The 25718-nt window shown below is 43.5% G+C and carries 22 protein-coding genes, 4 pseudogenes and 1 other annotated feature; of the genes and pseudogenes, 9 read left to right on the plus strand and 17 right to left on the minus strand.

Annotated elements, in window-relative coordinates; all coding sequences use genetic code 11:
* Positions 1-71 precede the first annotated feature (71 nt).
* A complete protein-coding gene (locus tag M5V91_RS21205) occupies positions 72-848 on the minus strand; it encodes a hypothetical protein (RefSeq protein ID WP_251175621.1) in 777 nt (258 codons plus the stop codon).
* Positions 849-1212: 364 nt separating this feature from the next.
* Here M5V91_RS21205 and M5V91_RS21210 point away from each other — a divergent pair, with 364 nt between their 5' ends.
* Both M5V91_RS21210 and argS read left to right on the plus strand, forming a co-directional pair.
* Positions 1213-2397 (plus strand): FtsW/RodA/SpoVE family cell cycle protein, encoded by a 1185-nt coding sequence (locus tag M5V91_RS21210; RefSeq protein WP_009336346.1) that lies wholly within the window; start codon positions 1213-1215, stop codon positions 2395-2397.
* Positions 2398-2427: 30 nt separating this feature from the next.
* Positions 2428-2688: a binding site (T-box leader), on the plus strand.
* Between the two features lie 46 nt (positions 2689-2734).
* The gene (gene argS / locus M5V91_RS21215) at positions 2735-4420 is read left to right on the plus strand and encodes an arginine--tRNA ligase (RefSeq protein ID WP_175502119.1); all 1686 of its coding nucleotides are present in this window, start codon (positions 2735-2737) and stop codon (positions 4418-4420) included.
* 12 nt (positions 4421-4432) lie between these two features.
* Here the strand turns inward: argS and M5V91_RS21220 are convergent, their stop codons facing one another.
* The gene (locus M5V91_RS21220; protein ID WP_009336348.1) at positions 4433-5314 is read right to left on the minus strand and encodes a sulfite exporter TauE/SafE family protein; all 882 of its coding nucleotides are present in this window, start codon (positions 5312-5314) and stop codon (positions 4433-4435) included.
* Between the two features lie 183 nt (positions 5315-5497).
* Here M5V91_RS21220 and M5V91_RS21225 point away from each other — a divergent pair, with 183 nt between their 5' ends.
* Entirely contained in the window at positions 5498-5935 is a 438-nt protein-coding gene (locus M5V91_RS21225) for a Dps family protein (RefSeq protein ID WP_009336349.1), read from the plus strand.
* A gap of 137 nt (positions 5936-6072) precedes the next feature.
* On the plus strand, positions 6073-6966 hold the full coding sequence (locus tag M5V91_RS21230) for an EamA family transporter (RefSeq protein WP_251175620.1): 894 nt from the start codon (positions 6073-6075) through the stop codon (positions 6964-6966).
* A 19-nt stretch (positions 6967-6985) separates the two neighbouring features.
* Here M5V91_RS21230 and M5V91_RS21235 read toward each other — a convergent pair whose 3' ends face one another.
* Positions 6986-7375, minus strand: coding sequence for a hypothetical protein (locus M5V91_RS21235; protein WP_284521493.1), 390 nt, complete (start codon positions 7373-7375; stop codon positions 6986-6988).
* A gap of 103 nt (positions 7376-7478) precedes the next feature.
* On the opposite strand from M5V91_RS21235, the gene M5V91_RS21240 reads away from it, so the two are divergent.
* Both M5V91_RS21240 and M5V91_RS21245 read left to right on the plus strand, forming a co-directional pair.
* A complete protein-coding gene (locus M5V91_RS21240; protein WP_217027357.1) occupies positions 7479-7907 on the plus strand; it encodes a DUF4395 domain-containing protein in 429 nt (142 codons plus the stop codon).
* Positions 7908-8013: 106 nt separating this feature from the next.
* Complete coding sequence (locus tag M5V91_RS21245) at positions 8014-8739, plus strand: YqcI/YcgG family protein (protein WP_251175619.1); 726 nt, start codon at positions 8014-8016, stop codon at positions 8737-8739.
* A 119-nt stretch (positions 8740-8858) separates the two neighbouring features.
* Here M5V91_RS21245 and M5V91_RS21250 read toward each other — a convergent pair whose 3' ends face one another.
* The 12 genes and pseudogenes from M5V91_RS21250 to M5V91_RS21305 all read right to left on the minus strand — a co-directional run bounded on the left by M5V91_RS21250 (position 8859) and on the right by M5V91_RS21305 (position 21386).
* The gene (locus M5V91_RS21250) at positions 8859-9644 is read right to left on the minus strand and encodes a serine hydrolase (RefSeq protein WP_019381221.1); all 786 of its coding nucleotides are present in this window, start codon (positions 9642-9644) and stop codon (positions 8859-8861) included.
* A gap of 1 nt (position 9645) precedes the next feature.
* Positions 9646-10655, minus strand: a pseudogene (locus M5V91_RS21255) (ABC transporter ATP-binding protein).
* A 2-nt stretch (positions 10656-10657) separates the two neighbouring features.
* Positions 10658-11587: a C40 family peptidase gene (locus M5V91_RS21260; protein ID WP_009336356.1), complete on the minus strand. Its 930-nt coding sequence runs from the start codon at positions 11585-11587 to the stop codon at positions 10658-10660.
* A 26-nt stretch (positions 11588-11613) separates the two neighbouring features.
* A pseudogene (locus M5V91_RS21265) lies at positions 11614-12719 on the minus strand (dipeptide epimerase).
* Between the two features lie 13 nt (positions 12720-12732).
* Positions 12733-13653 carry a S66 peptidase family protein gene (locus M5V91_RS21270; RefSeq protein ID WP_251175617.1) on the minus strand — a complete coding sequence of 307 codons (921 nt, stop codon included), beginning with the start codon at positions 13651-13653 and terminating at the stop codon, positions 12733-12735.
* Between the two features lie 386 nt (positions 13654-14039).
* Positions 14040-15668, minus strand: coding sequence for a peptide ABC transporter substrate-binding protein (locus tag M5V91_RS21275; RefSeq protein WP_251175616.1), 1629 nt, complete (start codon positions 15666-15668; stop codon positions 14040-14042).
* Between the two features lie 108 nt (positions 15669-15776).
* Entirely contained in the window at positions 15777-16775 is a 999-nt protein-coding gene (locus M5V91_RS21280) for an ABC transporter ATP-binding protein (protein ID WP_009336361.1), read from the minus strand.
* Positions 16776-16779: 4 nt separating this feature from the next.
* Positions 16780-17736 carry an ABC transporter permease gene (locus M5V91_RS21285; protein WP_009336362.1) on the minus strand — a complete coding sequence of 319 codons (957 nt, stop codon included), beginning with the start codon at positions 17734-17736 and terminating at the stop codon, positions 16780-16782.
* Positions 17736-18668: an ABC transporter permease gene (locus tag M5V91_RS21290; RefSeq protein ID WP_009336363.1), complete on the minus strand. Its 933-nt coding sequence runs from the start codon at positions 18666-18668 to the stop codon at positions 17736-17738. The genes M5V91_RS21285 and M5V91_RS21290 overlap by 1 nt, the downstream gene beginning before the upstream one ends.
* 13 nt (positions 18669-18681) lie before the next feature.
* A pseudogene (dppA, locus tag M5V91_RS21295) lies at positions 18682-19505 on the minus strand (D-aminopeptidase DppA).
* A gap of 181 nt (positions 19506-19686) precedes the next feature.
* Positions 19687-20004 carry a DUF3870 domain-containing protein gene (locus M5V91_RS21300; protein ID WP_009336365.1) on the minus strand — a complete coding sequence of 106 codons (318 nt, stop codon included), beginning with the start codon at positions 20002-20004 and terminating at the stop codon, positions 19687-19689.
* Between the two features lie 180 nt (positions 20005-20184).
* A pseudogene (locus M5V91_RS21305) lies at positions 20185-21386 on the minus strand (alanyl-tRNA editing protein).
* A gap of 180 nt (positions 21387-21566) precedes the next feature.
* Here M5V91_RS21305 and M5V91_RS21310 point away from each other — a divergent pair.
* Positions 21567-22340, plus strand: a complete 774-nt coding sequence (locus tag M5V91_RS21310) for a general stress protein (protein WP_009336367.1) — start codon at positions 21567-21569, stop codon at positions 22338-22340.
* A gap of 398 nt (positions 22341-22738) precedes the next feature.
* A complete protein-coding gene (locus tag M5V91_RS21315; protein WP_157380295.1) occupies positions 22739-23227 on the plus strand; it encodes a DUF4145 domain-containing protein in 489 nt (162 codons plus the stop codon).
* A gap of 48 nt (positions 23228-23275) precedes the next feature.
* Here M5V91_RS21315 and M5V91_RS21320 read toward each other — a convergent pair whose 3' ends face one another.
* Together M5V91_RS21320 and M5V91_RS21325 are read right to left on the minus strand one after the other, a co-directional pair.
* Positions 23276-23410 carry a BA3454 family stress response protein gene (locus tag M5V91_RS21320; RefSeq protein WP_217027339.1) on the minus strand — a complete coding sequence of 45 codons (135 nt, stop codon included), beginning with the start codon at positions 23408-23410 and terminating at the stop codon, positions 23276-23278.
* A gap of 302 nt (positions 23411-23712) precedes the next feature.
* Positions 23713-24279, minus strand: coding sequence for a hypothetical protein (locus M5V91_RS21325; protein WP_217027336.1), 567 nt, complete (start codon positions 24277-24279; stop codon positions 23713-23715).
* Between the two features lie 151 nt (positions 24280-24430).
* Here M5V91_RS21325 and M5V91_RS21330 point away from each other — a divergent pair, with 151 nt between their 5' ends.
* Positions 24431-25654, plus strand: coding sequence for an MFS transporter (locus M5V91_RS21330; protein ID WP_217027332.1), 1224 nt, complete (start codon positions 24431-24433; stop codon positions 25652-25654).
* Positions 25655-25718 lie beyond the last annotated feature (64 nt).

Genomic DNA, 25718 nt, shown 5'->3' on the forward strand with positions numbered 1-25718 from the left:
TCTCCGATTATACACCATCACGCAGAAAAAGTAAGAGAATTTTGCTGAATGTTGTAAAAAAGTTCAGAATTCTAGCGCGAGTATATTTTCCATTCCCTTGTTTTCTTATCAAACACAATCTTCGCCTCACATGGCTCTTTCACAATGGCCTCATACTCGTCATACATATCATCCATATTCGCAAAGTCGCCAATAATCCAAATAGGAATTTCTATCCGGACCCGATTCTGTTCGATATCCTTAATGGAAAGTACCGCTCCCTCTTTCATAAGAGACTTTAAGGAAGGCAGGACATCTCTGGTGATAGGAGGATACGTCTTTTTCTTTTTTATGCCAAGGAGCGTTTTTTCGACTTTCATCTGTCCCATTTTACCGGGGATTACTTCCCCAAGCATGCGGTAAAAATCGTTCAGATCGCGATAATATGTACGGTTAAACCAGCCATCATCATGGGCCAGGTACACATAGCGATTGCTCAGATAATTGTAAAAAGGCGGCTTAAGATGTTCCTTGACATGGCCGAGATAAAGAAGCTCAGCAATTGTCTGGCCGGGAAGCTCATTCACCGCTTCCTCTTCCTCGAAATCAATCCAGCAAAAATCGCCATAGCCATATACATCATCCTCAACCAGCCTGCCCAGCTTGTCCCTTGACACATAATCGAACATCGTGTGGGTATTAAAGTCCCCATGTTCAAAACGATGCTTTAACAACAGCAGATTGTTAATAGAATCGGAAAGAGTTTGGGCAAACTCTGCAAACTCAATTCCATAAGTCATCACATACTGATCCTGTTCATTAAGATGGATGTAGATGAGATCACGAATAGCATGATTCCTTCTTTTCAATGACGAAACCTCCGAACCGTTACCCAAAGTGGTGTTTTCAAAGAAAAGCACTGAGCTAGACAGATAAGAATAGCGCAAGCGCCTTCACAAATTAGTAAAAAGACAGCTTCTTTTTGAAACTGCCTGTTAAACATCCAGTATTTTATTCTCTTATTGTAGCAAAAATAACTGAAAATATCTTTGCCGATGAGAAAAAATTTTAAATTGCAGCCTGCCCGGTTTTTTGAAAATACAGGAAACCATCATGCTGATTCATTCGTCTAACTACATGCAGAGAAAAAATGTATTCTGTTCTCCATTGTAAGGTTTATTTTTCTTTGTTAGGATAAAAATGTAAAAAGGTACAGAAACCAGGTGTATACAAATGAACAAGAATAATAGATTCTCAGACCGGTTCGATTGGACGTTATGCTTTCTTCTGCTGCTATTTTTCCTCATCAGCTGCATCGCTATTTACAGCGGACAATCCTCCAATCAATATGAAGGGAATTTTGTCGTCTCACAAATAAAAAATTATGTTGTCGGAGCTATCATTGTGGCAATTGTCATGTATTTTGACAGCGAGCAAATCAGAAGGCTTACTTGGCTGCTGTACGGTTTAGGCATCCTATTGCTTGTCGGGTTATTCATTGCACCGGAAAGCATTGCACCAGAGCGCAAAGGGGCTACATTGTGGTATATCATTCCTGGACTTGGTTCTGTGCAGCCCTCAGAGTTTGTTAAGGTATTCCTTATCATTGCCCTCAGCAAAGTCATCGCTGACCACCATCTGAAATATCAGGCAAAGACTGCAGGCACGGACTTTTTCCTTCTAATCAAATTAGGGGCAGCCACATTGCCTCCATTAGGATTGATTATTATTGAAGACCTGGGTACCGCCCTTGTCATCATCGCCATATTAACTGGAATCATCCTGGTTTCCGGGATCACCTGGAAAATCCTTGTTCCGATTTATGGAATCCTTGGCGCTTTCGCGGGAACGGTGCTCTATCTGGTCATCATAGCACCGGAGATTTTAGAGAAGTACCTTGGGATAGACCCCTATCAGTTCAGCCGAATTTATTCCTGGCTTGACCCGGTTAATCACAAGCAGGGAGCCGGAATGCAGCTGTACAACTCCATGCTCGCAATCGGCTCAGGATTAATATCCGGAAAAGGGTTTACTGACAGACAGGTGTATGTGCCTGATGCCCATACTGATTTTATTTTTAGCGTCATTGGCGAGGAGTACGGCTTTTTTGGTGCAAGTGTAGTAATCAGCCTTTTCTTTCTGCTCATCTATCACTTAACTAAAACCGGCTTGGAGACGACCGACCCTTTTAATACCTATATTTGCGTCGGGGTCATCAGTATGATCACCTTCCATGTATTTCAAAATATCGGTATGACTATTCAGGTACTGCCAATCACCGGCATTCCGCTGCCGTTTATCAGCTACGGCGGAAGCTCGCTTATGGGAAACATGATGGCGATGGGCCTGATTTTCAGCATCCGGTACCATCACAGAACTTATATGTTTTCAACGGATTCAAATTATGTTGCAAAATAATTCCAACAGCGTATAATAACATTAATATATCTAGTGTCTATGATGAAGAGAGTAGCAAAGGGCTCTTTCCTAAAAGCGAGACAGGGACGGTGCAAGCCTGTCGGGAAATCCTTTCGTGAAGCGCACTTCGGAGATGCATAGCTGAAAGAAAAGTAGGCTATGCCGGGTAAGGAGTCCCGTTACCAAACCCCTTTAGGAAATACGTTCAAGCATATTTTGAAACGTCCTTTCAAAAGAGGTCCTTTGGACAATCAGAGTGGTACCGCGGGTAGATTTCAGCTCGTCTCTATTTTTATATAGAGACGGGCTTTTTTATTTTCCAGGAGGTGTTAATATGATCAATTTCAAAGCTATTTTCACAGCTCAGCTGGCTTCAGTGCTGAATGGGCAGCTTTCTGACGAAGCAATTGCGGACTTAATCGAAACGCCAAAGAATCCGGCACATGGCGATCTTGCTTTTCCCTGTTTTACACTTGCAAAAGCATTCAGGAAGTCACCTGCCTCTATTGCTGGCGAGACAGCGTGCCTGATTCAGGGACCGCATATCGAAAAAGCAGAGGCTGCTGGTCCTTACATTAATATCTTCTTTTCCAAAGAGTCAGCCGGTGCAGTCATAATGGAAAAAATTTTGAACGAAGGAAAAGAATATGGACAGCTGAATGATGGCGCAGGCAAAACAGCCGTGCTTGATTTCTCTTCGCCAAACATCGCAAAGCCCTTCTCCATGGGCCATTTGCGGTCTACGGTCATTGGAAACGCCCTCGGCAGCCTGGCCGAAAAATGCGGTTATACAGCGGTCAGAATCAACCACTTAGGCGACTGGGGCACACAATTCGGCAAGCTGATCACCGCTTATACAAAGTGGGGCAGCCCGGATAAAGTGAAGGAAAATCCCATAAAGGAACTGCTTAGCCTATATATACGCTTCCATGAAGAAGCAGAAGCTAACCCAGCCCTTGAAGATGAAGCGCGTTCCTGGTTCAAAGAGCTTGAAAACGGAAATGAGCAAGCTCAGGCACTCTGGAGCTGGTTTAGAGAAGAATCATTGAAAGAATTCCAGCGGGTTTATGATATGCTTGGCATTCATTTCGACTCATACAATGGTGAAGCTTTTTATAATGATAAAATGGAACCCGTCATAGAGGAACTCATGGCAAAAGACCTGCTGGCTGAGTCTGATGGCGCAGAGGTGGTTCAACTGCCTGATGAAGACCTTCCTCCATGCCTGATAAAAAAATCCGACGGAGCGACTCTGTATGCAACACGGGATCTCGCTGCAGCTTTTTATAGAAAAGAAACCTATCAGTTTGATCATTCCCTATACATTGTCGGTCAGGAACAGAGCATCCATTTCAGGCAGGTTAAAAGCGTTATTAAAAAGATGGGTTATGAGTGGGCGGATAATATGACACATGTCCCTTTTGGCCTCTATTTAAAAGATGGGAAAAAGATGTCTACCCGAAAAGGCAGAGTCATCCTTCTTGAGGAGGTCCTGAATGAAGCAATCCTTCTGGCAAAGACCAATATCGAAGCTAAAAATCCCGGCTTGGAAAACAAAGATGAAGTCGCTGAAGCAGTCGGCATCGGGGCTATTCTGTTCCATGATCTGAAAAATGACCGCATGAATAATATTGAATTTTCACTTGAAGATATGCTGACATTTGAAGGAGAAACAGGACCCTATCTGCAATACACCAATGCCCGGGCCTATTCTCTTCTCCGCAAGGCAGACGATATTCCATCTGCCGAAAATGGGCTATCTGATTCTTACAGCTGGGAAATTATCAAGCTGCTCTATCAGTATCCTGAAAAAATCAGACAATCTTATATGCAGCTTTCCCCTTCTGTCCTGGCTAAATATTTGATTGATGTGGCTCAAGCCTTCAATAAATATTACGGACAGGTAAGAATATTAGAAAAGGATAACAGCATCAAATCAAGACTTGCCCTTGTCAAAGCAGTCACAATTGTTCTTTCCGACGGGATGCAGACACTCGGCATGAAGGTGCCCCGGCAAATGTAAAAGGAGAGGCCATTATGGTCTCTCCTTTTTTGCCTTTGTGCGGGCATTTGCTTTATGCATTTTCACAAGGCTTCTTACTAAAAAGCCGCCGACAAAAATGGCCATCAGCACTAAGCCGGTATAATTCAAATGTATTAATTTCAGAATCACACTTGCCACTGTAGCCATATATAAGGCTCCGAGCATATAGGTGATTTCTTCGTTTTCAAAATAGGAGGTAAGCTTCGCTCCAAATTGTGACCCTATCAGGCCTCCTGTTACGAGTGAAATGCCAATCCAATAATCAATGCTGACAGTGGAAGCGTAGGATAGAAAGCCTGCAGATACGATTAACATGATAGCAAACAAGCTGGTTCCTACTGCTTTCTTCGGCATCATCCCTAAATAGGCAACCGATAAAGGCACCATAATAAAGCCGCCGCCCACACCTAATGTCGTAGAAACAAATCCTGCAAAAAATCCAATCAGAACCATTTTCACAATGGATGGAGAATGTTCAGATGACGGAGCGGCATTGGCTGATTTTTTCCCTCTTTTTAACATGCCCAAAGCAAAATAAGACAGCAGAATGATATAAAACAAAGGAACTGCCCACGCATCCCAGCCCTTTTCCTCAAGAAACAGCACAAAGGGATGGGCGGCCTGAGTAGCTGCCATACCGCTTAGTCCAAGAATCAGCCCTTGCTTAAGCCATATATTCTTCATCCTGATATGAGCGAAGATGCCTGAAAGAGAGGTACCAATTGAAAAAAGCAAACTCGTTGTGATTGCTTCTACCGGAGAAAAGCCAAACAGCATGAGTGTCGGAGTAAGAATGAATCCCCCGCCTACCCCAAAAAAACCAGAGAGCACACTAATAAGCGCTCCGAGCGTAATAAATAAGAGATATTCCATTAAAAAATCCTCACTAACCTGTATGTCTTGCCTATTAAGCGGTACTATATCACTTTACCATAATCAGCCATGGTTATACTGTGGATTTTGAATTTGCTTATTTATAATTATTATAAATAAGTATTGATTTTAATTTGATATTTGTTATAATAAATATATAAATGACTTAGGGGGAATATAAAAATGGAAAAATTACATGCAGCATTAAATGTACAAATCGCAAACTGGAGTGTTCTTTATACTAAATTGCACCGCTACCACTGGTTTGTAAAAGGCCCGCTTTTCTTTACCCTTCATGAAAAGTTCGAAGAATTATATAATGAAGCAGCTGAAGTTGTGGATGAGGCAGCCGAACGCCTGCTAGCCATCGGCGGCTCACCGGCAGCGACACTTAAGGAGTTCTTAAGCATCACTACTCTTGAAGAGTCTAATGGGGAAAAGAAAGCAGAAGATATGGTTGCCGCTCTTGCTTCCGATTATAGACATATTAAAGAACAATTAATTTCTTTAGCACAGCTTGCTGAGGAGCAGGAAGATCAAGTGACAGGCGACTTTGCCATCGGTCTTATGGAAAAATTGGATACGCATATTTGGATGTTAAATGCCTACTTAGGAGAATAATCGATAATTAAGAAAGAGTCAGTGAGAAAAATCACTGGCTCTTATTTTTGTGCAGAAAAAATCTTCCCCTAAAGACTTACTGAGATGTTATGATTGACCTGATTGCCTGATATCATCTTCAGAAGGGAGTATCCATAATGGGAAACTTAAAATATTCATTATTCATTTTTCTTGGCGCATGCAGTTATGGCATTCTGGCATCCATTGTGAAACTCGGACTCCAGGCCGGCTACTCTGTTCCTGAATTGACCGGAAGCCAATATTTATTTGGGCTCCTTTTGCTGTTGCTTTCTTTCCCATTTATCAAAAAAACAAAAATCACCCTTCAACAAACAGCAGCTTTGTTATTGACCGGTGCTTCCCTAAGTTTAACAGGCATTCTGTATGGAATGAGCCTTGATCGGAATCCGGCCTCCATCGCTGTTGTCCTCTTATTTCAGTTCACCTGGATAGGAATTCTTTTAGAAGCTCTATATGAAAAAAAGATGCCCAGCAAAGCAAAAATCATTTCTTCGATTTTGCTAATTATAGGGACTGTATTTGCAAGCAACCTGATTAATTCCGGGTCACATCCTATTCAAGCTGAGGGACTGATCTATGGCTTATTATCTGCGGTAACATTTGCCGTATTCATTTTTGCAAGCGGCAAGGCAGGTAAAGGAATTCCAACCATCCAGAGGAGCATCTTCATCACGTTTGGCGGACTTCTTCTGGTTGCAGCTTTTTCAGGCCCCGTTTTAATAAGCGGTGGCATCCAGCTTGAGGGCCTATGGAAATTCGGGCTGCTGATGGCATTGTTCGGGGCTATTTTCCCAATTGTATGTTTTGCAATCGGCTCACCTCATTTAGATTCAGGTCTTGCCACAATTGTAGGTTCTGCCGAACTCCCGGCCGCTGTTGCTGCTGCCATGCTGATTCTTGGCGAAAGAATTTCAGAAGCACAGGCTTTCGGAATCGTGCTGATCCTGATCGGAATCAGTATTCCGCAGTTCACATTAAAAAAAGCAGCAAAGAATCGTTTTAGCACGTAACGTGTTTTTACGGATATTTTCAGGAGACTTTGGGATCCATTCCAAAGTCTTTTTTCTTTAAAGGCTGTTGCATGAGTTCGGACTCTTTCCTGCGGATCTTCTTCTCCTGTCTGAAGTTGCACCGGGTTCGGACTCTCTCCTGCGGATTTCTTCTTCTCCTGTCCGAAGTTGCACCGGGTTCGGACTCTCTCCTGCGGATTTCTTCTTCTCCTGTCCGAAGTTGCACCGGGTTCGGACTCTCTCCTGCGGATTTCTTCTTCTCCTGTCCGAAGTTGCACCGGGTTCGGACTCTCTCCTGCGGATTTCTTCTTCTCCTGTCCGAAGTTGCACCGGGTTCGGACTCTCTTGACCAGAATTCACCTCCTACTGTCCGAAGTAGCGCAGGGTTCTTTTCGATATTGTCCTTCATAACGGACTATTTTTATTTTCCCAAGCTTTTTCTCTTCACAAAAATTTGCAATTTAAGTAAACTATTAATACCTATAAAACCAATGAGAAAGGTCGGAATATAATTGGCAAATACACCTGTTTCTATTCCCCGCCCGCTCGTAAGAACTAATCAATGGTCGATCGTATTAAGTGTTTTAGCTTCGTGGCTAACCGGAGAAGCATGGATTCTTGCCATACCCCTCCTTGCAGGTATAATGGGCCTATTGTTCGGCTACAATCCCATTATGCGTGCAGCAAAACTTTTTCTAAGAAAAAATCCTGCTGATTACATTCCCGAAGACTGGGAGCAGCAGCAATTTAATCAAGTGATTGCCGTTGCATGCCTGGCGCTGGGCCTGATCAGCTTTCTTCTGGGCTGGACAGCTGCAGGATATGTTTTTACAGCTATGGTAGCTCTATCAGCATTTGTCGCCATTCTTGGATTTTGCATAGGCTGTTTTATCCGCTTTCAGCTCAATCAATATAAATACCGAAAATCTTATAAAGCTTAAGGCAGCCAACACGGCTGTCTTTTTCATTTCCTTTTCCACCCAGCTAGTTTCAAAGGACTTTTTAAGGGGTACATATTTCATAAGTAAAACATTCTGAGGTGAAAAAATGAAAACTGCCAGTAAGTTTCTTTTAACAAAAGAAGATATGACTAACCCCGAGATTGTGCCTGAGTGGGTTTGTCAGGAATATAAAACATTTCATGATACAGTTACAGATAAAACCTTCCCGTGCTATTTTGGAATGACTGCTGAAATGCGCGGCGAATTGAGATATGCCTATATTACACAGGAAGATTGGTCTAACCTGCCGGGAGCCCTCGAATCCTTTATCGAGCTTTTTGACGCACCAAAACTCATTCGCCATGGCCTGTTTGTATTTGTGGAGCCGGAGACAGATGAAAAACCGCTTGAACATTACAGAGAATATTTCTGGAATATTCTGCAGTATTTGCATAAGGTTGATACAAAGCCTTGGCCTAAGGATTATCCGACAGATCCTGACCACCACTTATGGGCGTTTTCTTTTGCTGAGGAACCATTCTTTGTGTTTGGAAATGCGCCTGCCTACAAGCAGAGAAAGACGAGGGATTTAGGCAATAGCCTTGTACTGGGCTTCCAGCCGCGCCGCATTTTTGAAGGCCTTGAAGGCACCTCTAAAGGCGGCATCATGTCCAGGGAAAAAGTAAGGGAACGGGTTGAAAAATGGGATGGCCTCCCTACCCATCCAAACATCAGCCATTATGGCGATCCCGAACACCGTGAGTGGAAACAATACTTTATCGGTGATGACATTAAACCAATCGAAGGGAAATGCCCTTTCCATCATAAATAATTTTGAAAGTGAAGCGCCTAGCGCACGAATTATCTTCGAGGACCGTCGATCCACTAATTCTTCCTGAAAAGCAAAAAACTGCATAAATAAATAAGGAACCGCTCTCAGTAAACGGTTCCTTATTTATGAGTTATATATTGATTAATGCGACTGCCAATTGCGGACAGTACTTCTCTTCCAGCTGCCTGACTTTGAAGCTGGTCGACAAGGACAGCGGCGTAAACGGTGTTTCCTTTATGGGTAAATATGGCGCAATCATGCTCTATTCCGGGTAGTTCTCCTGTTTTGCTGGCAACCTTGACTTTTTCCGTGTCCATTGTGTTTGCAAGTTTGTTCTTATACTGCTGTTTTTCCAATATATCCAGTGCTTTTTCTGTAAATTTCCCGGATAAAAGCGAATTCTCTGCCAATGCCTTCATGCCATACACCATATCCCTGGCAGTCGTGGTGTTGTCCATGCCGTTTTTCAATGCCTCAAAGTCCATCATCTTTCTGTTTAATTCCGTGCAATTAAACCCCAAACTTTTGATAAACTGATTGATTTTCTCTATTCCCAGCCTCTCAATGATGAGATTGGTCGCAGTATTATCAGATACAATGACCATGAGCGTCATTAAGTCTATAACCTTCATCTTCAGACCCTTGCTCATGGCCTGCAATACCCCGGCTCCGCCAACCCGGGCAGCATCCTTCACTTCTGCTTCCTCATCGAGATCAAGCAGGGCATTCTCCGCCTGTGAAAGCCCCGCGAGTAAAATGGGAACCTTAATTAAGCTTGCGGAAGAGATAACATCATCGGCATTTGTTTCGATAACACCATCCTCTGTATGGATGTATACGGCCACACGTCCTTCACAGCAGCTGGCCAAATCAAGAATTTCTGCTTTGATAGTAAGAAAGTTCATGTTATTTCGCAGCGGCTACTTGCGGCCGGTTATGGTCGCCCGTTACCTTTTCATTATATAAATGGCAGGCCACAAAATGATCCTTCTCAATCTCCTGCCACTCAGGCTTCATGGAAGCACAAGCCTCCATCGCATAAGGACAGCGCGTGCGGAATACGCAGCCGCTTGGAGGATTCATTGGACTTGGGAGTTCCCCTTCCAAAATGATTCTTTCCCGATGATCCTCAACATCAGGGTCAGGGATGGGAATCGCCGAAAGTAAGGCCTGCGTATAAGGGTGAAGCGGATTTTTATATAAGTTTTCGCTTGTGGTTAATTCCACTAAATTCCCCAAATACATAACGCCAATTCTGTCGCTGATATGTTTGACCATCGAGAGATCATGGGCGATAAATAAGTAGGTCAGGCCTTTTTCTTTTGGAGCCCCTTAAGCAGGTTGACTACCTGGGCTTGTACCGATACATCCAGTGCGGAGATCGGCTCATCAGCAATAATGAATTCCGGATCCAGCGCTAATGCACGGGCAATCCCAATTCTTTGCCTTTGTCCGCCGCTGAATTCATGCGGGTAGCGGTTGGCATGATCGCGGTTAAGTCCCACATCCTCCAGAAGCTGATAGACCCGCTCAAGCCGTTCCTTCTTGTTCGGATATAACCCATGCACTTCCATGGGCTCCGAAATAATCTCCTGGACGGTTGACCGCGGATTCAACGAAGCATATGGATCCTGAAAGATCATCTGCATCTTCCTGTGAAAAGCAAACCTTTCTTTTTCAGTCATGGTATGGACATTCTTTCCGTCATAAAGGACATCGCCTTCTGTACGGTTATATAAACCAATAATTGTACGCCCTGCGGTTGACTTTCCGCAGCCGGATTCGCCGACAATCCCGAAGGTTTCTCCTTGTTTGATATGAAAGGAGACATCATCAACGGCCTTCAGAGTCTGTCCTTTCCCCATTGAAAAATGCTTCTTCAAATTATTGACCTTTAACAGTGCTTCTTTTGACATATTTATTCCCCCGTCTCTTGCCAGTAACGTCTAGCTGCACATAATTCCTTTTCATAGATGGTGTCTTTCAAGTCGATAATTTCGATGGTTTTACCGGTATTAGGAGAATGAAGCAGCTTCCCATCACCATAATAGATGCCAACATGATGGAGTTTGCCTTTTCCTTCTTCATAAGCAAAAAATAATAAGTCCCCGGGTTCAATGGCGTCAAGTTCAACCGGATCCCCTGCTTCCGCCTGATCATGGGCATCACGGGGGATGATAAATCCATTTGCTTTGCACATAGAATAGCTGAATCCTGAGCAGTCATACCCAAAGCTGCTCATGCCGCCCCATAGATATGGCAGGCCTATAAATTGTTCCCCCGCATCGATGATGTCTTTTCCGCTGCCTTTCCGTATAGCCCCGATTGTTTCATACACCTGCACATCTTCAGGTTTTAGATATCCTGCTCCCTCAGGTGTCTGCACCTGAATCCACTCAGCTTCTTCTCTTAACACCGGGAGTATGGTTTGATAGCTTAGTATAAGTTCCGGCTCTCTGTCATTAGAATAGAGGGTTGCCTTTTTCTTCTGAATGACCGCAGCCTTTCTGCTACCAAGCTTCCAATCTTCATTTTTAGTCAGCTGGGCTTTCGGCACCCATCCGGGATATCCTCTCTCGTCCTTAGAAGAAGGCTGGCCCGGGACAACAACATGAACCCACCCATCCTTCTCCTCCAATACAATCACTTCTTCTCCGTACAGAACTTGTGATTGAACAAGATTCCCTTCGCAAAGTTCAAGCCGGGGCTCATATGTGAGCTTTCCAAGCCAGGAATCCAGATTAACTGGATTGGTGATCGCTTCAAAGTCAATTTCTCTTGATGAATCGCTTGATGTCCACAAGGTTGCTACAGGAACCGATACCAGCCATTTTTGCTGAATTGCCAAAACAAATTCCTCCTTTTCATGATTTATCAGGAAGTCAGTTCCTGCTTGTTCACTATTAACGATACATTCCTGATGCCCAGACCATGTTCCGACGGCAGGGTGATTTTACGGCCGGAATAATGGATTCCGCCTTCCACAATTTCTTTTGCCATCATCAATGGAGCGTCAAAATCAAAACGGGTTATATTCTTTTTGCTTGCGGCAAAATGGGCTGCTGCCGTAATGCCGATCTTGGTCTCAATCATGCTGCCCACCATGCACTCCATCCCGCAGACTTCAGCGAGCTGATTGATGATCTGCGCCTGATAAATGCCGCCTGATTTCATCAGCTTAATATTGATTAAATCAGCACTTCGCGTTTTAATGACTTCAAAAGCCTGCTTCGGGGAAAAGACACTTTCGTCTGCCATAATCGGTGTATCAACCGCATCGGTAACCTGCTTAAGGCCCTCTATATCCCAGGCCTTCACAGGCTGTTCGACAAGCTCAATATTCAAGTCCAAAGCTTCCATTTTTCGGATGGCATAGATAGCATCCTTTGATTTCCAGCCCTGATTGGCATCCAGCCGGATTTTAATCTTTGATCCGACTCGTGTGCGGATTTCTCTAATTCTCTCAATATCTGTTAAAATATCATCCTTGCCAACCTTCACCTTAAGGACATTAAAGCCCTGCTGAACATAGGAAACAGCATCTTCTCCCATTTCCTCCGGGCCATTGACGCTTACCGTATAATCCGTTTCCACCTCATTTTTATGTCCGCCTAAAAACTGATATAGGGGCAGTTTGCACTGCTGTGCAAGACAATCATACAATGCCATATCCACTGCAGCCTTTGCACTTGAATTTCCTATTAAAGCAGACTGAATTCCCTGGAAGATATCCTCATAGTTTAGGAGACTCTTATTGACCAGCATCGGCTTTAATACCTGATGAATGGCGGATTCGATGCTTGATAGGCTGTCTCCTGTGATCACCACAGTTGGAGGGGCCTCCCCCAGCCGGCAATACCGTTATCGCAAGTTACTTTTACAACAATCGTTTCTGCTGTCTCAACCGTTCTCAAAGCTGTTTTAAATGGTTTTTTCAGTGGTACCGCAGCTCTAAATGTTTCGATCGTGTTTATTTTCATCTATACCACCCTTTTACTTAACGCCGCTTTCGATTATCAGATTTTTACCGGCAGCATCCAATTCTGCCATTACACCTAAAGGCACAGAAATATGCGGAGAGCAATGGCCGATATTAAAGCCTTTTACAGCCGGCTTATTCACCCTTTTTATATAAGTATCCAGTACTTCATCCAGTTCTAAGGAAAGTTCTCTTTCAGGGACGCAATTATTAAAGTCCCCGATGATAAAGCCGGCGGCATCCTCAAGCTTCCCGGCCATATGCAGCTGGTTTAGCATGCGGTCGACCGCACGGGGCTCTTCATTGATGTCTTCAATAAGAACAAGCTTATCTTTTGTATCTATTTCATAGGGTGTCCCTATCGTACTGGCCAGGAGAGACAAATTGCCGCCCGTTAAGACTCCCGAAGCCCTGCCGCTTACCATTGTCTCCAGATTTGAAATCCCTTCTGGATAGTCAAGCGTTACAGGCTCAAATAACTGGTTAAAATATTGCTTTGATAGCGGATCCGCATCCTCCTTGCCAATATCGGATGCCAGCATCGGGCCATGGAAGGTGACTAATCCCGTCTGCTGGCGGATTGCGGTGTGCAGGAATGTAATATCACTGTAGCCCCAGAAAATTTTCGGGTTTTCTTTAATCAGGCTGTATTCAATTTGGGACGCAATTCTCCCTGTGCCATAGCCGCCGCCTGCGCAAATGATGGCTTTGACTTCCTTATCCAAAAACATTTTATGTAAATCTGCCAGCCGGTCCTCGTCATTTCCGGCAAGGTATCCATATTGATCAGTCACATGATCGCCCATTTTTACTTTTACGCCAAGCTCATCCAAAAAGGCCAGGGATCGCTTCAGGTTTTCCTGATTGGGCGGACTTGCCGGTGCTATAATTCCAATCGCATCGCCTTTTTCCAGGCGCTGAGGTTTCATTGCCATGCTGCCACATCCTTTTAGTTGTTTATTAGCATTATATGCTCCTTCAGCAAAAGCATTGTTTGGGAAATGAATTAATTGTCGAGGATATAAGCTAAAATTCGAGAAAATGTATTATTTTTCGGGAAATAATTTGAAAAGCGCAGAGCGGCGACAAGCTTAAGACAAGCGCTAGGCAGAAAGCGTTTTTTGCCTTCAGAAGTGATTGCCCGAAAAATGAAGGCGACTGCTTAGGGAGCCGCATTTAGCCAAGCTTCAGACCTTGAGCCGATGGCGCTCGGAGCTAGACAGTTATCAAAGTTCAAAGATCCAAATTCTCAAAAGTTTATATTTCGAAAAAAGGGATGTTCGCACGAACACCCCTTTTTTCAAATCAAGCAGAAGAAGCATTACTTCTTATCTGCCCATTTAAGCTCCATGTATCCAACCGGATGGCGGACGATTCCTGAAACAGCATCATTATAGAGATAAACCTGGTTGTAGAAATGGATAGGGATAATCGGCATTTCTCCAAATAAGATTTTTTCTGCTTCATACATTAGTTCAAAGCGTTTGGCTTCATCAGCTTCATTCTTTGCATCTTTAATCAGCTGATCGTATTTCTCATTGCTCCAGCCGGTGCGGTTCATGGAATGTCCTGTCTGGAAGTTTTCAAGGAAGTTGATAGGATCTGCGTAGTCAGCAAGGAACGAGCTTCGTGATAATTGGAATTTAAGCGCTTTTTGTTCTTCAGCGAATACATTCCATTCCATGTTGGCAAGCTTTACTTCCACGCCAAGGTTTTCTTTGAACATTTGCTGAAGTGCTTCAGCTATTTTCTTGTGTGTATCATCCGTGCTGTATGTTAAGGTAACTTCTGGAAGCTTATCATATCCTTCTTCTTCCATGCCTTTTTCAAGCAATGCCTTCGCTTCTTCTGCATTTGTTTTTACAAGATCTCCCGACACTTCACGGAAATCTTTTCCTGAAGGATCAGTAAAACCATATGAAACAAATCCATATGCTGGCTTTTCACCATTCTTTGTGACGAAATCAACAATTTGCTGCTGGTCCACTGCCATCGCAAATGCTTTACGGATGTTTAGATTTTGGAATGGCTCCATGTTTACATTAAATCGATAGAAATAATCTCCAGCCTGGTCTTCAACTTTTGCTTCTCCCAGCAGCTGCTCGCTTAGCTCAGAAGGTACATCCGATACATCCAGTTCTCCCGATTGATACATTTGATATTCAGTATTTGTATCATCAATGATTGCCCAGTGAATTTTATCAAGCTTTACAGTCTCAGCATCCCAATATTGATCGTTTTTCTCCATCACAAAATGGCTGTCATGCTCCCATTCCGTTAAGTTGAAAGGACCATTTCCGACAAAAGATTCAGCTTCAGCAAACCACTTCGGGTTTTCTGTTGCAACTTTTTCGTTAATTGGGAAAAATGCAGGGTTAGTGATTACACTTAAGAAGTAAGCTTGCGGACTAACTAAAGTAACTTCAAATGTTTTGTCATCAACTGCTTTTACTTTTACATCATCAGCTGATCCTTCCCCATTGTTATAAGCTTCTCCGCCTTCAATGAAGTAACCAAGGAAAGCGGCTGAAGAACCTGTATCAGGATTTAAAAGGCGCTTCCATGCAAATTCGAAGTCACCTGCAGTTACAGGATCACCATTTGACCATTTTGCATCCTCACGGATATGAAAGGTATAAACCTTTCCATCTTCTGAGATATCCCATTTTTCAGCAATTGCTGCTTCTGGTTCATGATCTTGCCCCAGACGGGTCAAACCTTCCATCAAGTTATTCAGTGCGCTCCAGGAAACAGAGTCAAAGCCGATAGGAGGATCAAACGAAGTCGGCTCCTGGCCATTGTTCAAATAAAGCACTTTTTCAGCACTTTCTTCTTCTTTCTTGCCATCATCCTTGCTGTCTGTTTCTTTGCCGGCATTTTCATTTGCCGTACAGGCTGCCATGACAAACAGCAATACACCTGCCAGCAGCAGTGATAAAAACTTTTTCATTCTTTTTCCCCCTCTTAAAATATATTTCTTTATCTATCAGCTGCCTGTTTGACAGCTGATAGAATCATAACTTTCACTGTGCTGATCCAGCACTGTGAAAGGAAAAACCTATTTTACGGATGCAAGCATTTTCTGTGCCCGTTCATCCTGGAGCCAGCAATCTACATGATGATCACGGCTTATATGAGTTTTATATGGATAAACCCGGTCACATACTTCCATTGCGAAGCCGCATCGGGCAGCAAACGGGCAGCCGGCCGGCGGAGCGAATAAATCCGGCGGGGATCCGCCAATGGGAACTAGATCGGCTCCGTCAAGATCAAGACGCGGAACTGAATTCAGCAGGCCTTTCGTATAGGGATGCTGTGGATTGTAGAAGATTTCCCTTCGTTCTCCGGCTTCCACTATTTTTCCTGCGTACATGACGGCAATGCGGTCCGCTACTTGAGCGACAACGCCAAGGTCATGGGTAATGATGATAATGGATACTCCAGTTTTCTTCTGGATATCTTTAAACAAATCCAATATTTGTGCTTGTATGGTCACATCAAGTGCGGTTGTAGGTTCATCGGCAATTAGTACTTCGGGCGCACAGACAAGGGCCATGGCAATCACAATCCGCTGCCTCATCCCTCCGCTGAACTGGTGGGGATAATGCTTCAATCTTTCGGACGGATTTGGAATCCCAACTAAATTAAGCATTTCCAGGGCCTTTTTACGGGCATCCTGCCGGGAAATGGGTTCATGCTGCATAATTCCTTCTATAATTTGCTCCCCAATGGTAATAGTAGGGTTCAAAGCCGTCATTGGATCCTGAAAGATCATCGAAATGTCTGCACCGCGAATATTCCGCATTTCAGACTCTTTTAATTTGGTCAGATCCTTCCCTTTAAAAAGGACAGCGCCATCAGCTATTCTCCCGGGCGGGGAGGGAATCAGCCGCATGATGCTCTGGGAAGTCACGCTTTTCCCGCAGCCGGATTCACCGACAATTGCAAGGGTTTCCCCCTTATACAGATCAAATGTTACTCCCCTTACAGCCTGGACTTCACCGCCATAAGTGGTAAATGTGACATGCAGGTCTTTTACTTCCAGTACTTTCTCCATGCTGCTACCTCCTTAACTTTGGATCAAGGGCATCCTGCAATCCGTCTCCCAGCACATTAAACGAAAACATGGTCAGGGAGATGAAAAAGGCAGGGAAGAACAGGCGCCACCAGTGACCTGATAGAATTGTAGACAGCCCATCATTGGCCATGGATCCCCAGCTGGCAAAAGGAGGCTGAATGCCTAATCCCAGAAAGCTCAGGAAAGCCTCTGCAAAGATGGCTGAAGGAACGGTAAGTGTCATCTGTACAATAATAGGGCCCATCGTATTCGGAAGCAGGTTTTTCTTAATAATCCTCGAAGTTTTTGTCCCAAAAGTCTTTGATGCCAGTACAAATTCATAGTTCTTAATCTGCAGAACCTGCCCGCGGACAATCCGGGCCATCCCAACCCAGCCCGTCACAGAAAGGGCAAATATAATAGTGAACAAACCAGGTCCCATTACGACGCTGATTAAAATAACAACAAGCAAATAAGGAAGTCCATAAAGAATTTCCACAACCCTCATCATGGCATTATCTGTTCTGCCGCCTTTATAGCCGGCAATCCCGCCATAGATGACTCCGATTGCAAAATCAATCATGGCAGCAACGATTCCCACGAATAAGGAAATTCTTGCACCATACCATGTTCTGGCGAATACATCTCTGCCCAGCTCGTCAGTGCCGAACCAATACTTCGATGATGGCGGAAGGTTCTGATTAGTCAGAGACTGCTCAGATACACTATGCGGGGAAAGCATGGGTCCAAAAATAGACATAAAGGCTAAAGCAATAAGAAAGAATAGCCCTGCCATTGCCAGCTTATTTTTCAAAAGCCGGCGCCATGCATCCTGCCAATAGGAAAGGCTCGGCCTTACAACTGCTTCCGCTGCATCCTGGTCCTTGGCCTTAGGCACAAACCAGTCATCCGGAATATCGGGTGCAAGGTTGCGGTTATCATGCTGTTTGCGCAGTTCCATTAGCTCGCCTCCTTTTTGTGAAGCTTAATTCTCGGGTCTAAAATTCCATATGCAATGTCCACAAGGAACAGCATAATAATCAATATTGAACTGTAAAAAACGGTGGTCCCCATTATGACGGGATAATCACGTGTATTGATGCTTTCTACAAAATACTTTCCCATTCCAGGAATGGCAAAGATTTTTTCAATGACAAACGTACCTGTCAAAATGCTTGCTGCCAAGGATCCCAATACAGTTACGACAGGCAGGAGGGCATTCCTCAGTGCATGCTTAAACACAATTTTCACTGGTGATAAGCCTTTTGCTTTGGCCGTTTTTATGTAATCCTGCGTCAGCACCTCCAGCATGCTTGAACGTGTCAGACGGGCGATAATCGCCATGGGCCCTGTCGCAAGCGCCAGAGTCGGCAGTATCATATGCTTCGGACTTGACCAGGTAGCCACCGGCAGGATTGCCAGGTTGACAGCAAGCTGCTGAATTAACAGTGTGGCAAGCACAAAGTTTGGCACCGATATTCCCAGAACAGCAATGGTCATCGCTAAATAATCAATAAAGCCATTGTGCCGGAGGGCAGCTATGATTCCGAGGGCAATTCCCGAAAAAACCGCCACGATCAATGTGACGATTCCCAGTTCGAAAGACACCGGAAAGCCCCGTCCGAGCATTTCATTAACCGTCTGGGAAGATTTTTTAATAGATGGCCCAAAGTCGAATGTCACAACGGACTTCAAGTACATCCCATATTGGACATAGAGCGGTTCATCCAAATGGTAGAATTTTTCCAGATTTCGCTGAACCGCTTCACTTGTATTTCTTTCTTCATTAAAAGGCGACCCCGGTATGGAATGCATTAAGAAAAAAGTCAGAGTGATAATGAACCAAAGTGTGACGACCATTGCGATAAGGCGTTTTATTATGTATCCAGTCATTCATTAACACTTCCTAACAGAATGTAGTTCTCATGGCCAGCTCAGTCATCACCAGCATTGCCTGGTATGCTTCAAGAATATCCTTAGCCTGATAGCGGACAATGGTTGTATTCTCTTCTATCTCTGCACCAGGCATTAAAGCAGCCCACTCAGCCTGGCCATAGTTGGCAAATTCAATTTTCAATACAGGGTTTTCTGGCGGAACAAGCGGTTCTACAAGTTCCTTCCTGCTAAGAGCCTCTGCTGCTTTTTCTCTTAAAAGCTGTCCGGCTTTTGCAGGTGTCAGCGATTTCACGCTTGAGCGAGAAATCGTTTCCTTTAAACCGCAGTGGTGACATTCGGGATTAATTTTTCTGCTTCCAGAGCCGCCTGGTCATCTCCGGCCACCATGAGAACAGGTACGCCATGATAACCTGCCACATAAGCATTAAAGCCCATTTCCCCAATGGCATGGTCATTGATGTACATATGCCTTACACCGAATATCATGGAGTGGGACATAACTCCTTTCATGGAAGCACGTGCATGATAACCAACAAACATGGCACCGCTAAAGGTTGAATCAAGCCCCTGAACCATTGAGTATGGCTTCACATCGCCAGTAATCAGCTGTGTTTCTGGATGCATCCTTTCAATGAGCAGGTTATTCATTTTCGAGTGGCTGTCATTTACGATAACCTCGCTGCAGCCCTCGTCAAAGGCAGCTGTTACCACATGATTTGCTTCATCAGTCATGATTATCCTGCTGCGTTCATAATTGTGCTTCGAAGAGTCAACATGTGTGTGATCAGCCAGACCCGTTATTCCTTCCATATCAACCGATAGATAAAGCTTCATTAAAAATCCCCCAAATATTATATTGTTATAGTTTTATATTATAGATTATTTGATATTTTCTGTAAAATTAGCCTGTAATCTACCTTTTATACAGGCAGAATGCAAAAAATCCAGCTATCGGAGAAAATAATGCTTTTCTCTGATAGCTGGATTTCATCTGCGGAAAACAGAAAAAGCAGCTCTACTTATTCATAATTTGTGTATATTTTATATGGGCATTTTTAAAGGCAACCATTAGTGCCTTTTGAGAGGAGCCGAAGTAGCGGCTTTCGATTTCTTCCGTTACCTTGTCAGCTTCCAGTATGGATTTGCCGACAAATATTGATTTAATAAATAATGAGGTTAAGTTAATGGTAGATGAACATTCTGCATCTACAATTTCATCTGTTTCCCTGTCAATTACAAGACCTATAAAGAAGCCATTGTATTTTTGCATAATCGGATTGTTCAATGATGTTTTGCTGTCCCCGATGATATAGACGGTATTTTGTCTGTACATGAACTTGCCTCCTGCAGAACCGGATATTATATGAGGCGTTTATGAGGTTATCATAAACATTCATTATAATGCATGGCCCGTACCAAAATTGTAATACAACAGAAGCTGTATTACAATCACTTTTCAATACTTTTCTAAATATTTTATCAATTAAGGCTGTTCCTTCTCATTATTACATTATCAGTTTTCAGAGCTGATTTGCCCTGCAAGTCTCAGTGCATACTGAAGCAGGTTCTCCCCGCTCATAAGTTTGTCTCCCCCACCCTGTGCAAATTGAGGATTCCCCCGCCTTTTCCGTTAATCTTCTGCAAAAGTTCTGCAGCCAGGCCCTTCATATCAGACCCGGAATCTGCTCCACTGGCGCAAACAAATTGAAGTTTATCGGCGGTTTCATTGATTAGGATAACAACAGCATTTTCAGATTGGGATGCGATTAGGCGGGCCAGTTTCTGCAGCTCCTGGATGGATCGTCCCTCAAAGACCTTGCTGGTACACTCCCCGTTTCCTGCTATGAACAATTCTTTTGCTTCATAAGCTAACAGCGCTTCCTTTGCTGCTTCCAGCTGTTTCTCCAGGTTCTTCCCATTTTCAATCAAACGGCTGGCTGCTGAAGGCAAGTCCTCTTCTGATGCATTAAGAAGCTGACTAAGATTTTTTGTAATTTCATGTTTGCTCTGAAGCTGCGCAAGGATCCGATTCCCGCAGATAAACTGCACACGGATTTTCTTCTTTTGGCGTTCCCAGTCTAATACTTTAATGCCGGCAACCTGGCCGGTTGAAGATGGGTGGGTTCCGCCGCATCCGTTATAATCAAATTCCGGGATCATCACAAGCCGAATGTCTTCCCTGACAGACAGCTGCTTGCGGAGCGGAAATTGGGAAGCTTCTTCCGCACTCACCCACCTGGCTTCTATTGGCCGGTTCTCAAGAATGATGCGATTCGCCAGCCTCTCCGCTTCTTCTGCATGCCGGACCGGTAATTCACTGATATCCAGATCAATGGTTAATGTTTCTTTACCTAAATGAAAGCTGACCGTTTTATAGCCGTAAAGCTCTTCAAAGGCAGCCGATAAAATATGCTGTCCTGCATGCTGCTGCATATGGTCAAACCGTCTGTTCCAATCTATTTCTCCTGAGATACTGGAAATGGAGGGGTCCAATTCCCTTTCTAAATAATGACGGATTTCCCCTTCCGCTTCTTCAACATCCAACACTTTTACGCCATTAAGTGTTCCCTCATCATGAGGCTGTCCTCCGCCAGTTGGGTAAAAGGCCGTTTCTTTCAGGACGGCATATATCTTTTCCTTGTCATCTTCTCCCTGATAGACAAGTTCCGTTTCAAATGTTTGGATATATGGATCTTCATAATAAAGTTTATTCAAAGCGAACCAACCTTCCTTGTAACTATTCTATTTTTAAACTACCGATTATGCAGTTACAGGTCAAGCCACTTATTAGTCAAGGGGAAATTATTAGTAATTTTATCCACGCGGTTTATGGATGTGATGAAAAAGGTATGTACACCAATAGATAAGCAATAAATTATAAGGAGGATGATGAACATGGCAACAAACAAGCATATTGTAGGTGCATATGATACAGAGCAAGAAGCCATTCAAGCGGTTGAAAAGTTAAGAGCGGAGGGATACCGCCCTGAAGACATTTCCGTAATCAGCAAAAATAAAGATGATGTAGATGCCGTTACAGAAGAAACAGGCACAAAAACGGAAGAAGGATTAGCTGCCGGAGCGGCAACAGGCGGAATTCTTGGAGGACTAACAGGTCTTCTGGCCGGTGTAGGCGCATTGGCGATTCCCGGTATCGGGCCGATTGTGGCAGCCGGACCAATCGCTGCTACATTAACAGGAGCTGCTGTTGGCGCAGGTGCCGGCGGTATTGCAGGAGCACTTATCGGCATGGGTATTCCTGAAGAGGAAGCACATCGTTATGAAGCTGATGTCAAATCAGGGAAAATTCTTGTGTTAGTCGACCCTGAAACTAAATCCACCGATTTTACTGACGGCTATACAGATACAAATCGTTCTGTTCTGGAAGGAGACCGGACAACCTATACAAACGCTGATCCTTTAAACCCCGGGGAGCTTGACCGCGGAACGAATGCTTTTAAGGATAACGCCAGAAACAGCAGCAGTGTTTGGACAGATGAGAATCTGGACTCAAACCGTCCGCTAAGCGAAAAGCTTGACGACACGACAACAGATGACTATACAGACCGTACTGTTTCGGCCTACAACGATGATGTGGATACCCGCTACAGAGATGCTTATGATTTTAATAATGTAAGGGAGAACCGCAATAACCCTTATAAAGGATAAAGAAAAAGGAGCTTTTCCCAAGAATGGGATGAGCTCCTTTTTTGCGTTTATATAGATAGTGGCAGCAGCTTTCACATTTCAATACTGGATCTGAATTGAATAAATTCCAGATTTTTCAGGTTTGTCTGAATTATTTTTCAAAGTTATACTTAAATGTAATGGAATGGAAAAACAGAAACCTAGCGGGGGAAATGATAATGAGAAGAGTGTTGCCAGCACAAATTATTTCTCATAGTCAATTTGGTTATAGGAAGATACCATCAAGTGTCCAATGCGAGTGCCCTAAATGCAGTAAACCGAGCCTTTTTACGATAAAGGCAAATTATAATCATACAAGCAAGTCCAGTATACTTTCACATGGAGGTTGTTCTGCCTGCAAAAAGGAATCGGTTTTTATCATGATTCTTAATCAAGCTGAACAATCGAGCGACGAGACTATTCTCTATATCTATGATCCCAATTCAGCGAAAGAGCTCCTGACTCAGCTTGAGAAAATAAAGGAAGTGCCGGGAGACCTGACAAGAGCCTACCGGTCGGCTTTAAATGTCAGCTATTCCAAAGATACGGTTGCTACTGCCGTGATGTCCAAACGGGTACTTGAAAGCATACTAAAGAACTTCCTCGGCGAAGAGGTCAAGGGGCAAAACCTTTCAAAGCAGTTTGAACAGCTGCCAGAGCATGTTGATTTAGCAAGGCCTCTGCAATCTTTAAGCCAGCTGGCACAGCCAGGCAGCGCCTTTTACCAGATGCTTGATCTCGAAAAAGATATTGATCAGGAAATGGCCTCTTTGCTGATGGAGCTCTTAGAGAGTTTAATAGAGTACTTATTTGTCCTGCCGAATAAAATTGAATTGCTGCAGCAAAAACTAAATCAAAAATTGCATTGACCCACAATTAACCCCCTTATCTTCTGATTAAGGGGGTAATTTTTATTCTTAATTACTCAACTGTCTTTTGATCTGGTCTTCTGCCTGCTTTAAAATTTCCTCGTCGCCGGCTTCTTTATTTGTAATGATATTCGTTTGATATTTTAAACCTTCATAGTCAACAGTTACGGTAATTTCTTTCATCTCTCTTGATCCTTTCCTGATGTTTTATTATATAAATACCAACAAAAGGACGTTTTAAAACTTTTTACGTTTCTTCCCCCAAATATTGCCCGTTGATTTCAGCACGAGGCACTCGCTTTCCGTGGGGCGGGCACTAAGCCTCGGTCGAGCTCCGCGTCTGTGGGGTCTCACCTGTCCCACTTCTCCCACAGGACGTTGAATATGCTTCCTCGAGAAAACACCGCACGAAGAAAATGCGATAGCATTTTCGCTGGATTAGCACCTTCCGCTCCAATCAACTCAGTGAATAACTGTAGAACTCCTTATCCCTCTTTCACCTGCTCTTCGAAAATACACGCAAGCCTTTCTTTCATTTCCTTTTCCGTTACAACAAGGCTATGGCTGCCCATTTTTGTTTTAAGTATAAGTTCATAGCCTTCATTTACTTCTTGAGAATAACCATAGTATTTATGATTCAGATCGATTTTTTTGAAATGGAAGGATTGCAGCTTTTTCCATGGAACAAACTTGCTTCCGCTTATAAAGCCGTCATCATAGACAGCAAATACATTCAGCAGATCCTTGGCATTAATTAAAGGGATAAACAGAAGATAGAGATACGTCCAGCTGAATTTCATATTATATTTTCCGAATATAAACATAGCGATTAGAAAAGCCAGCATGACAGCATACATCGTTAGTCCCAGCTTGTTTTTTGAGATAACAGGGGCATCCGCAGATTTCTGGGGGAATTTCCTTACTGTTTTCAGGTCAGTCCTGTCAAAAGGAATAAGGGCAGGTTTCTTCATTTGTGCTATTAAAATAATGTAATGATAGCTGTAATAGATAACGATTAATAGAAATAGAACCTCGAAAATTAATTTCATCATACCCGCCTCCTTAATAATCTTTACGATTATCCAAAAGATAAAGTTTCATCGCTACAAAAAAACGTAAAATTATTGATTGTGCAAACAAACTAATTCGAATATAATCTAATTAGATATATATCGAATCAACATTCGCAGAGGTGCGGAAAAAATGACAAATTGGACTGTATGGAAACAGGAAGCAAATTATCAAAAGCTCTTTTGGGCTGGTGTCATTAATGGAATTGGAAATCGATTTACACAGGTTGCGCTGCTTGCACTTCTATACCACGTAACAGGTTCCGGAGTAGCAATTGGGCTGTTATTCGCCATTCGCATGGCACCTTTTTTCTTCATTGCTCCAATAGGCGGAATGCTGGCAGACCGTTTTTCCAAAAAGGCCATTCTCGTGGCAGTAGACTTGTTGAGAGTGCCTGCTGTCCTGGCGCTGCTTTTCGTAAGGGAGGCAGGGGATTTATGGATTGTTTACGCAAGTGCACTCCTAATCGCAACGGGAGAAGCCATCTACTCACCAGCCAGGATGTCTGCGATACCTGCCCTTGTAAAGTCAGATAGGCTCATATTTGTAAACGCGATTGAACAAGTCATGATCGGGGCCGTCCTCATTATTGGATCAAGCACAGGCGGAATTCTCGCCTACTTTCTAGGTAACAATGCCGCTTTCATGATTAACAGCCTTACCTTCCTGTTATCAGCATATCTAATCTCCAGGATGGTTTTCCCGGCTGTCTCTGAGGAAAATAGAGAAAGAACGAAAACATCCGCTGCCATTTCGCCAGCGAGACTTATACTTGGCTCTTCTGCACTGATTGCCTTTTTTATCATGATGCTGACCATGCCGCTCGCCAATGGTATTGACAATATTCTTGTAAGCATTTATGGTCTGGAGGTTTTTGATATGGGAGAATTGGGCGTTGGATTTATGTATGGAGCACTGGGGATTGGGCTTATTCTAAGTTCATTCTTTTCTCATATGATCAAGAAAGGCCTTCTTGTACTCGCAATCATCTTTATCGCTTTAGAAGGCACTGGCCATATTTTATTAAGCCTCGCACCAAGCTTTTATACAGCACTTTTCACTGTTGTGCTGATCACCTTTGCAGGCGGCCTTGGCAACATCTGCCTGGACACGGTCATGATGAAATTCATACCCCGATCAAGACAGGGAACCTTTTTTGGTTTAATGCAGATGGTTTCAAACCTTTCCCTGGCTATCTCCATGGGTGCAGCAGGATTCCTGCTGGAGATTTTTGACCCGAGGACTCTTAGCCTGATTATTGGCTTATCGTATCTTATTTTTACTTTTATGTATGCACTTCTGTTTGCAAGGGTGGATCTTGTAAAAGAAAAGAGGGATTTTATTAGGGGAATGTAAGATTTTGGTCAGAGTTTGAGTATTGTTTTCACTATGATCTGGCTGGAAAGCTGATTTGACGCGA

The organism is Cytobacillus pseudoceanisediminis, assembly GCF_023516215.1.
Taxonomy (GTDB): Bacteria; Bacillota; Bacilli; order Bacillales; family Cytobacillaceae; genus Cytobacillus; species Cytobacillus pseudoceanisediminis.

What these genes read in the sequence shown, in the direction of transcription:
- M5V91_RS21270 (WP_251175617.1), bottom strand. Translation starts at nt 13,653, where the DNA reads ATGGCAATGAAACCTCAGCGCCTGGAAAAAGGCGATGCGATTGGAATT.
- M5V91_RS21290 (WP_009336363.1), bottom strand. Translation starts at nt 18,668, where the DNA reads ATGACTGGATACATAATAAAACGCCTTATCGCAATGGTCGTCACACTT.
- M5V91_RS21250 (WP_019381221.1), bottom strand. Translation starts at nt 9,644, where the DNA reads ATGAACTTTCTTACTATCAAAGCAGAAATTCTTGATTTGGCCAGCTGC.
- M5V91_RS21300 (WP_009336365.1), bottom strand. Translation starts at nt 20,004, where the DNA reads ATGTACAGACAAAATACCGTCTATATCATCGGGGACAGCAAAACATCA.
- M5V91_RS21325 (WP_217027336.1), bottom strand. Translation starts at nt 24,279, where the DNA reads ATGATGAAATTAATTTTCGAGGTTCTATTTCTATTAATCGTTATCTAT.
- M5V91_RS21330 (WP_217027332.1), top strand. Translation starts at nt 24,431, where the DNA reads ATGACAAATTGGACTGTATGGAAACAGGAAGCAAATTATCAAAAGCTC.
- M5V91_RS21225 (WP_009336349.1), top strand. Translation starts at nt 5,498, where the DNA reads ATGGAAAAATTACATGCAGCATTAAATGTACAAATCGCAAACTGGAGT.
- M5V91_RS21220 (WP_009336348.1), bottom strand. Translation starts at nt 5,314, where the DNA reads ATGGAATATCTCTTATTTATTACGCTCGGAGCGCTTATTAGTGTGCTC.
- M5V91_RS21235 (WP_284521493.1), bottom strand. Translation starts at nt 7,375, where the DNA reads ATGAAGGACAATATCGAAAAGAACCCTGCGCTACTTCGGACAGTAGGA.
- M5V91_RS21245 (WP_251175619.1), top strand. Translation starts at nt 8,014, where the DNA reads ATGAAAACTGCCAGTAAGTTTCTTTTAACAAAAGAAGATATGACTAAC.
- M5V91_RS21230 (WP_251175620.1), top strand. Translation starts at nt 6,073, where the DNA reads ATGGGAAACTTAAAATATTCATTATTCATTTTTCTTGGCGCATGCAGT.
- M5V91_RS21280 (WP_009336361.1), bottom strand. Translation starts at nt 16,775, where the DNA reads ATGGAGAAAGTACTGGAAGTAAAAGACCTGCATGTCACATTTACCACT.
- M5V91_RS21275 (WP_251175616.1), bottom strand. Translation starts at nt 15,668, where the DNA reads ATGAAAAAGTTTTTATCACTGCTGCTGGCAGGTGTATTGCTGTTTGTC.
- M5V91_RS21320 (WP_217027339.1), bottom strand. Translation starts at nt 23,410, where the DNA reads ATGAAAGAAATTACCGTAACTGTTGACTATGAAGGTTTAAAATATCAA.
- M5V91_RS21315 (WP_157380295.1), top strand. Translation starts at nt 22,739, where the DNA reads ATGATTCTTAATCAAGCTGAACAATCGAGCGACGAGACTATTCTCTAT.
- M5V91_RS21285 (WP_009336362.1), bottom strand. Translation starts at nt 17,736, where the DNA reads ATGGAACTGCGCAAACAGCATGATAACCGCAACCTTGCACCCGATATT.
- M5V91_RS21310 (WP_009336367.1), top strand. Translation starts at nt 21,567, where the DNA reads ATGGCAACAAACAAGCATATTGTAGGTGCATATGATACAGAGCAAGAA.
- M5V91_RS21210 (WP_009336346.1), top strand. Translation starts at nt 1,213, where the DNA reads ATGAACAAGAATAATAGATTCTCAGACCGGTTCGATTGGACGTTATGC.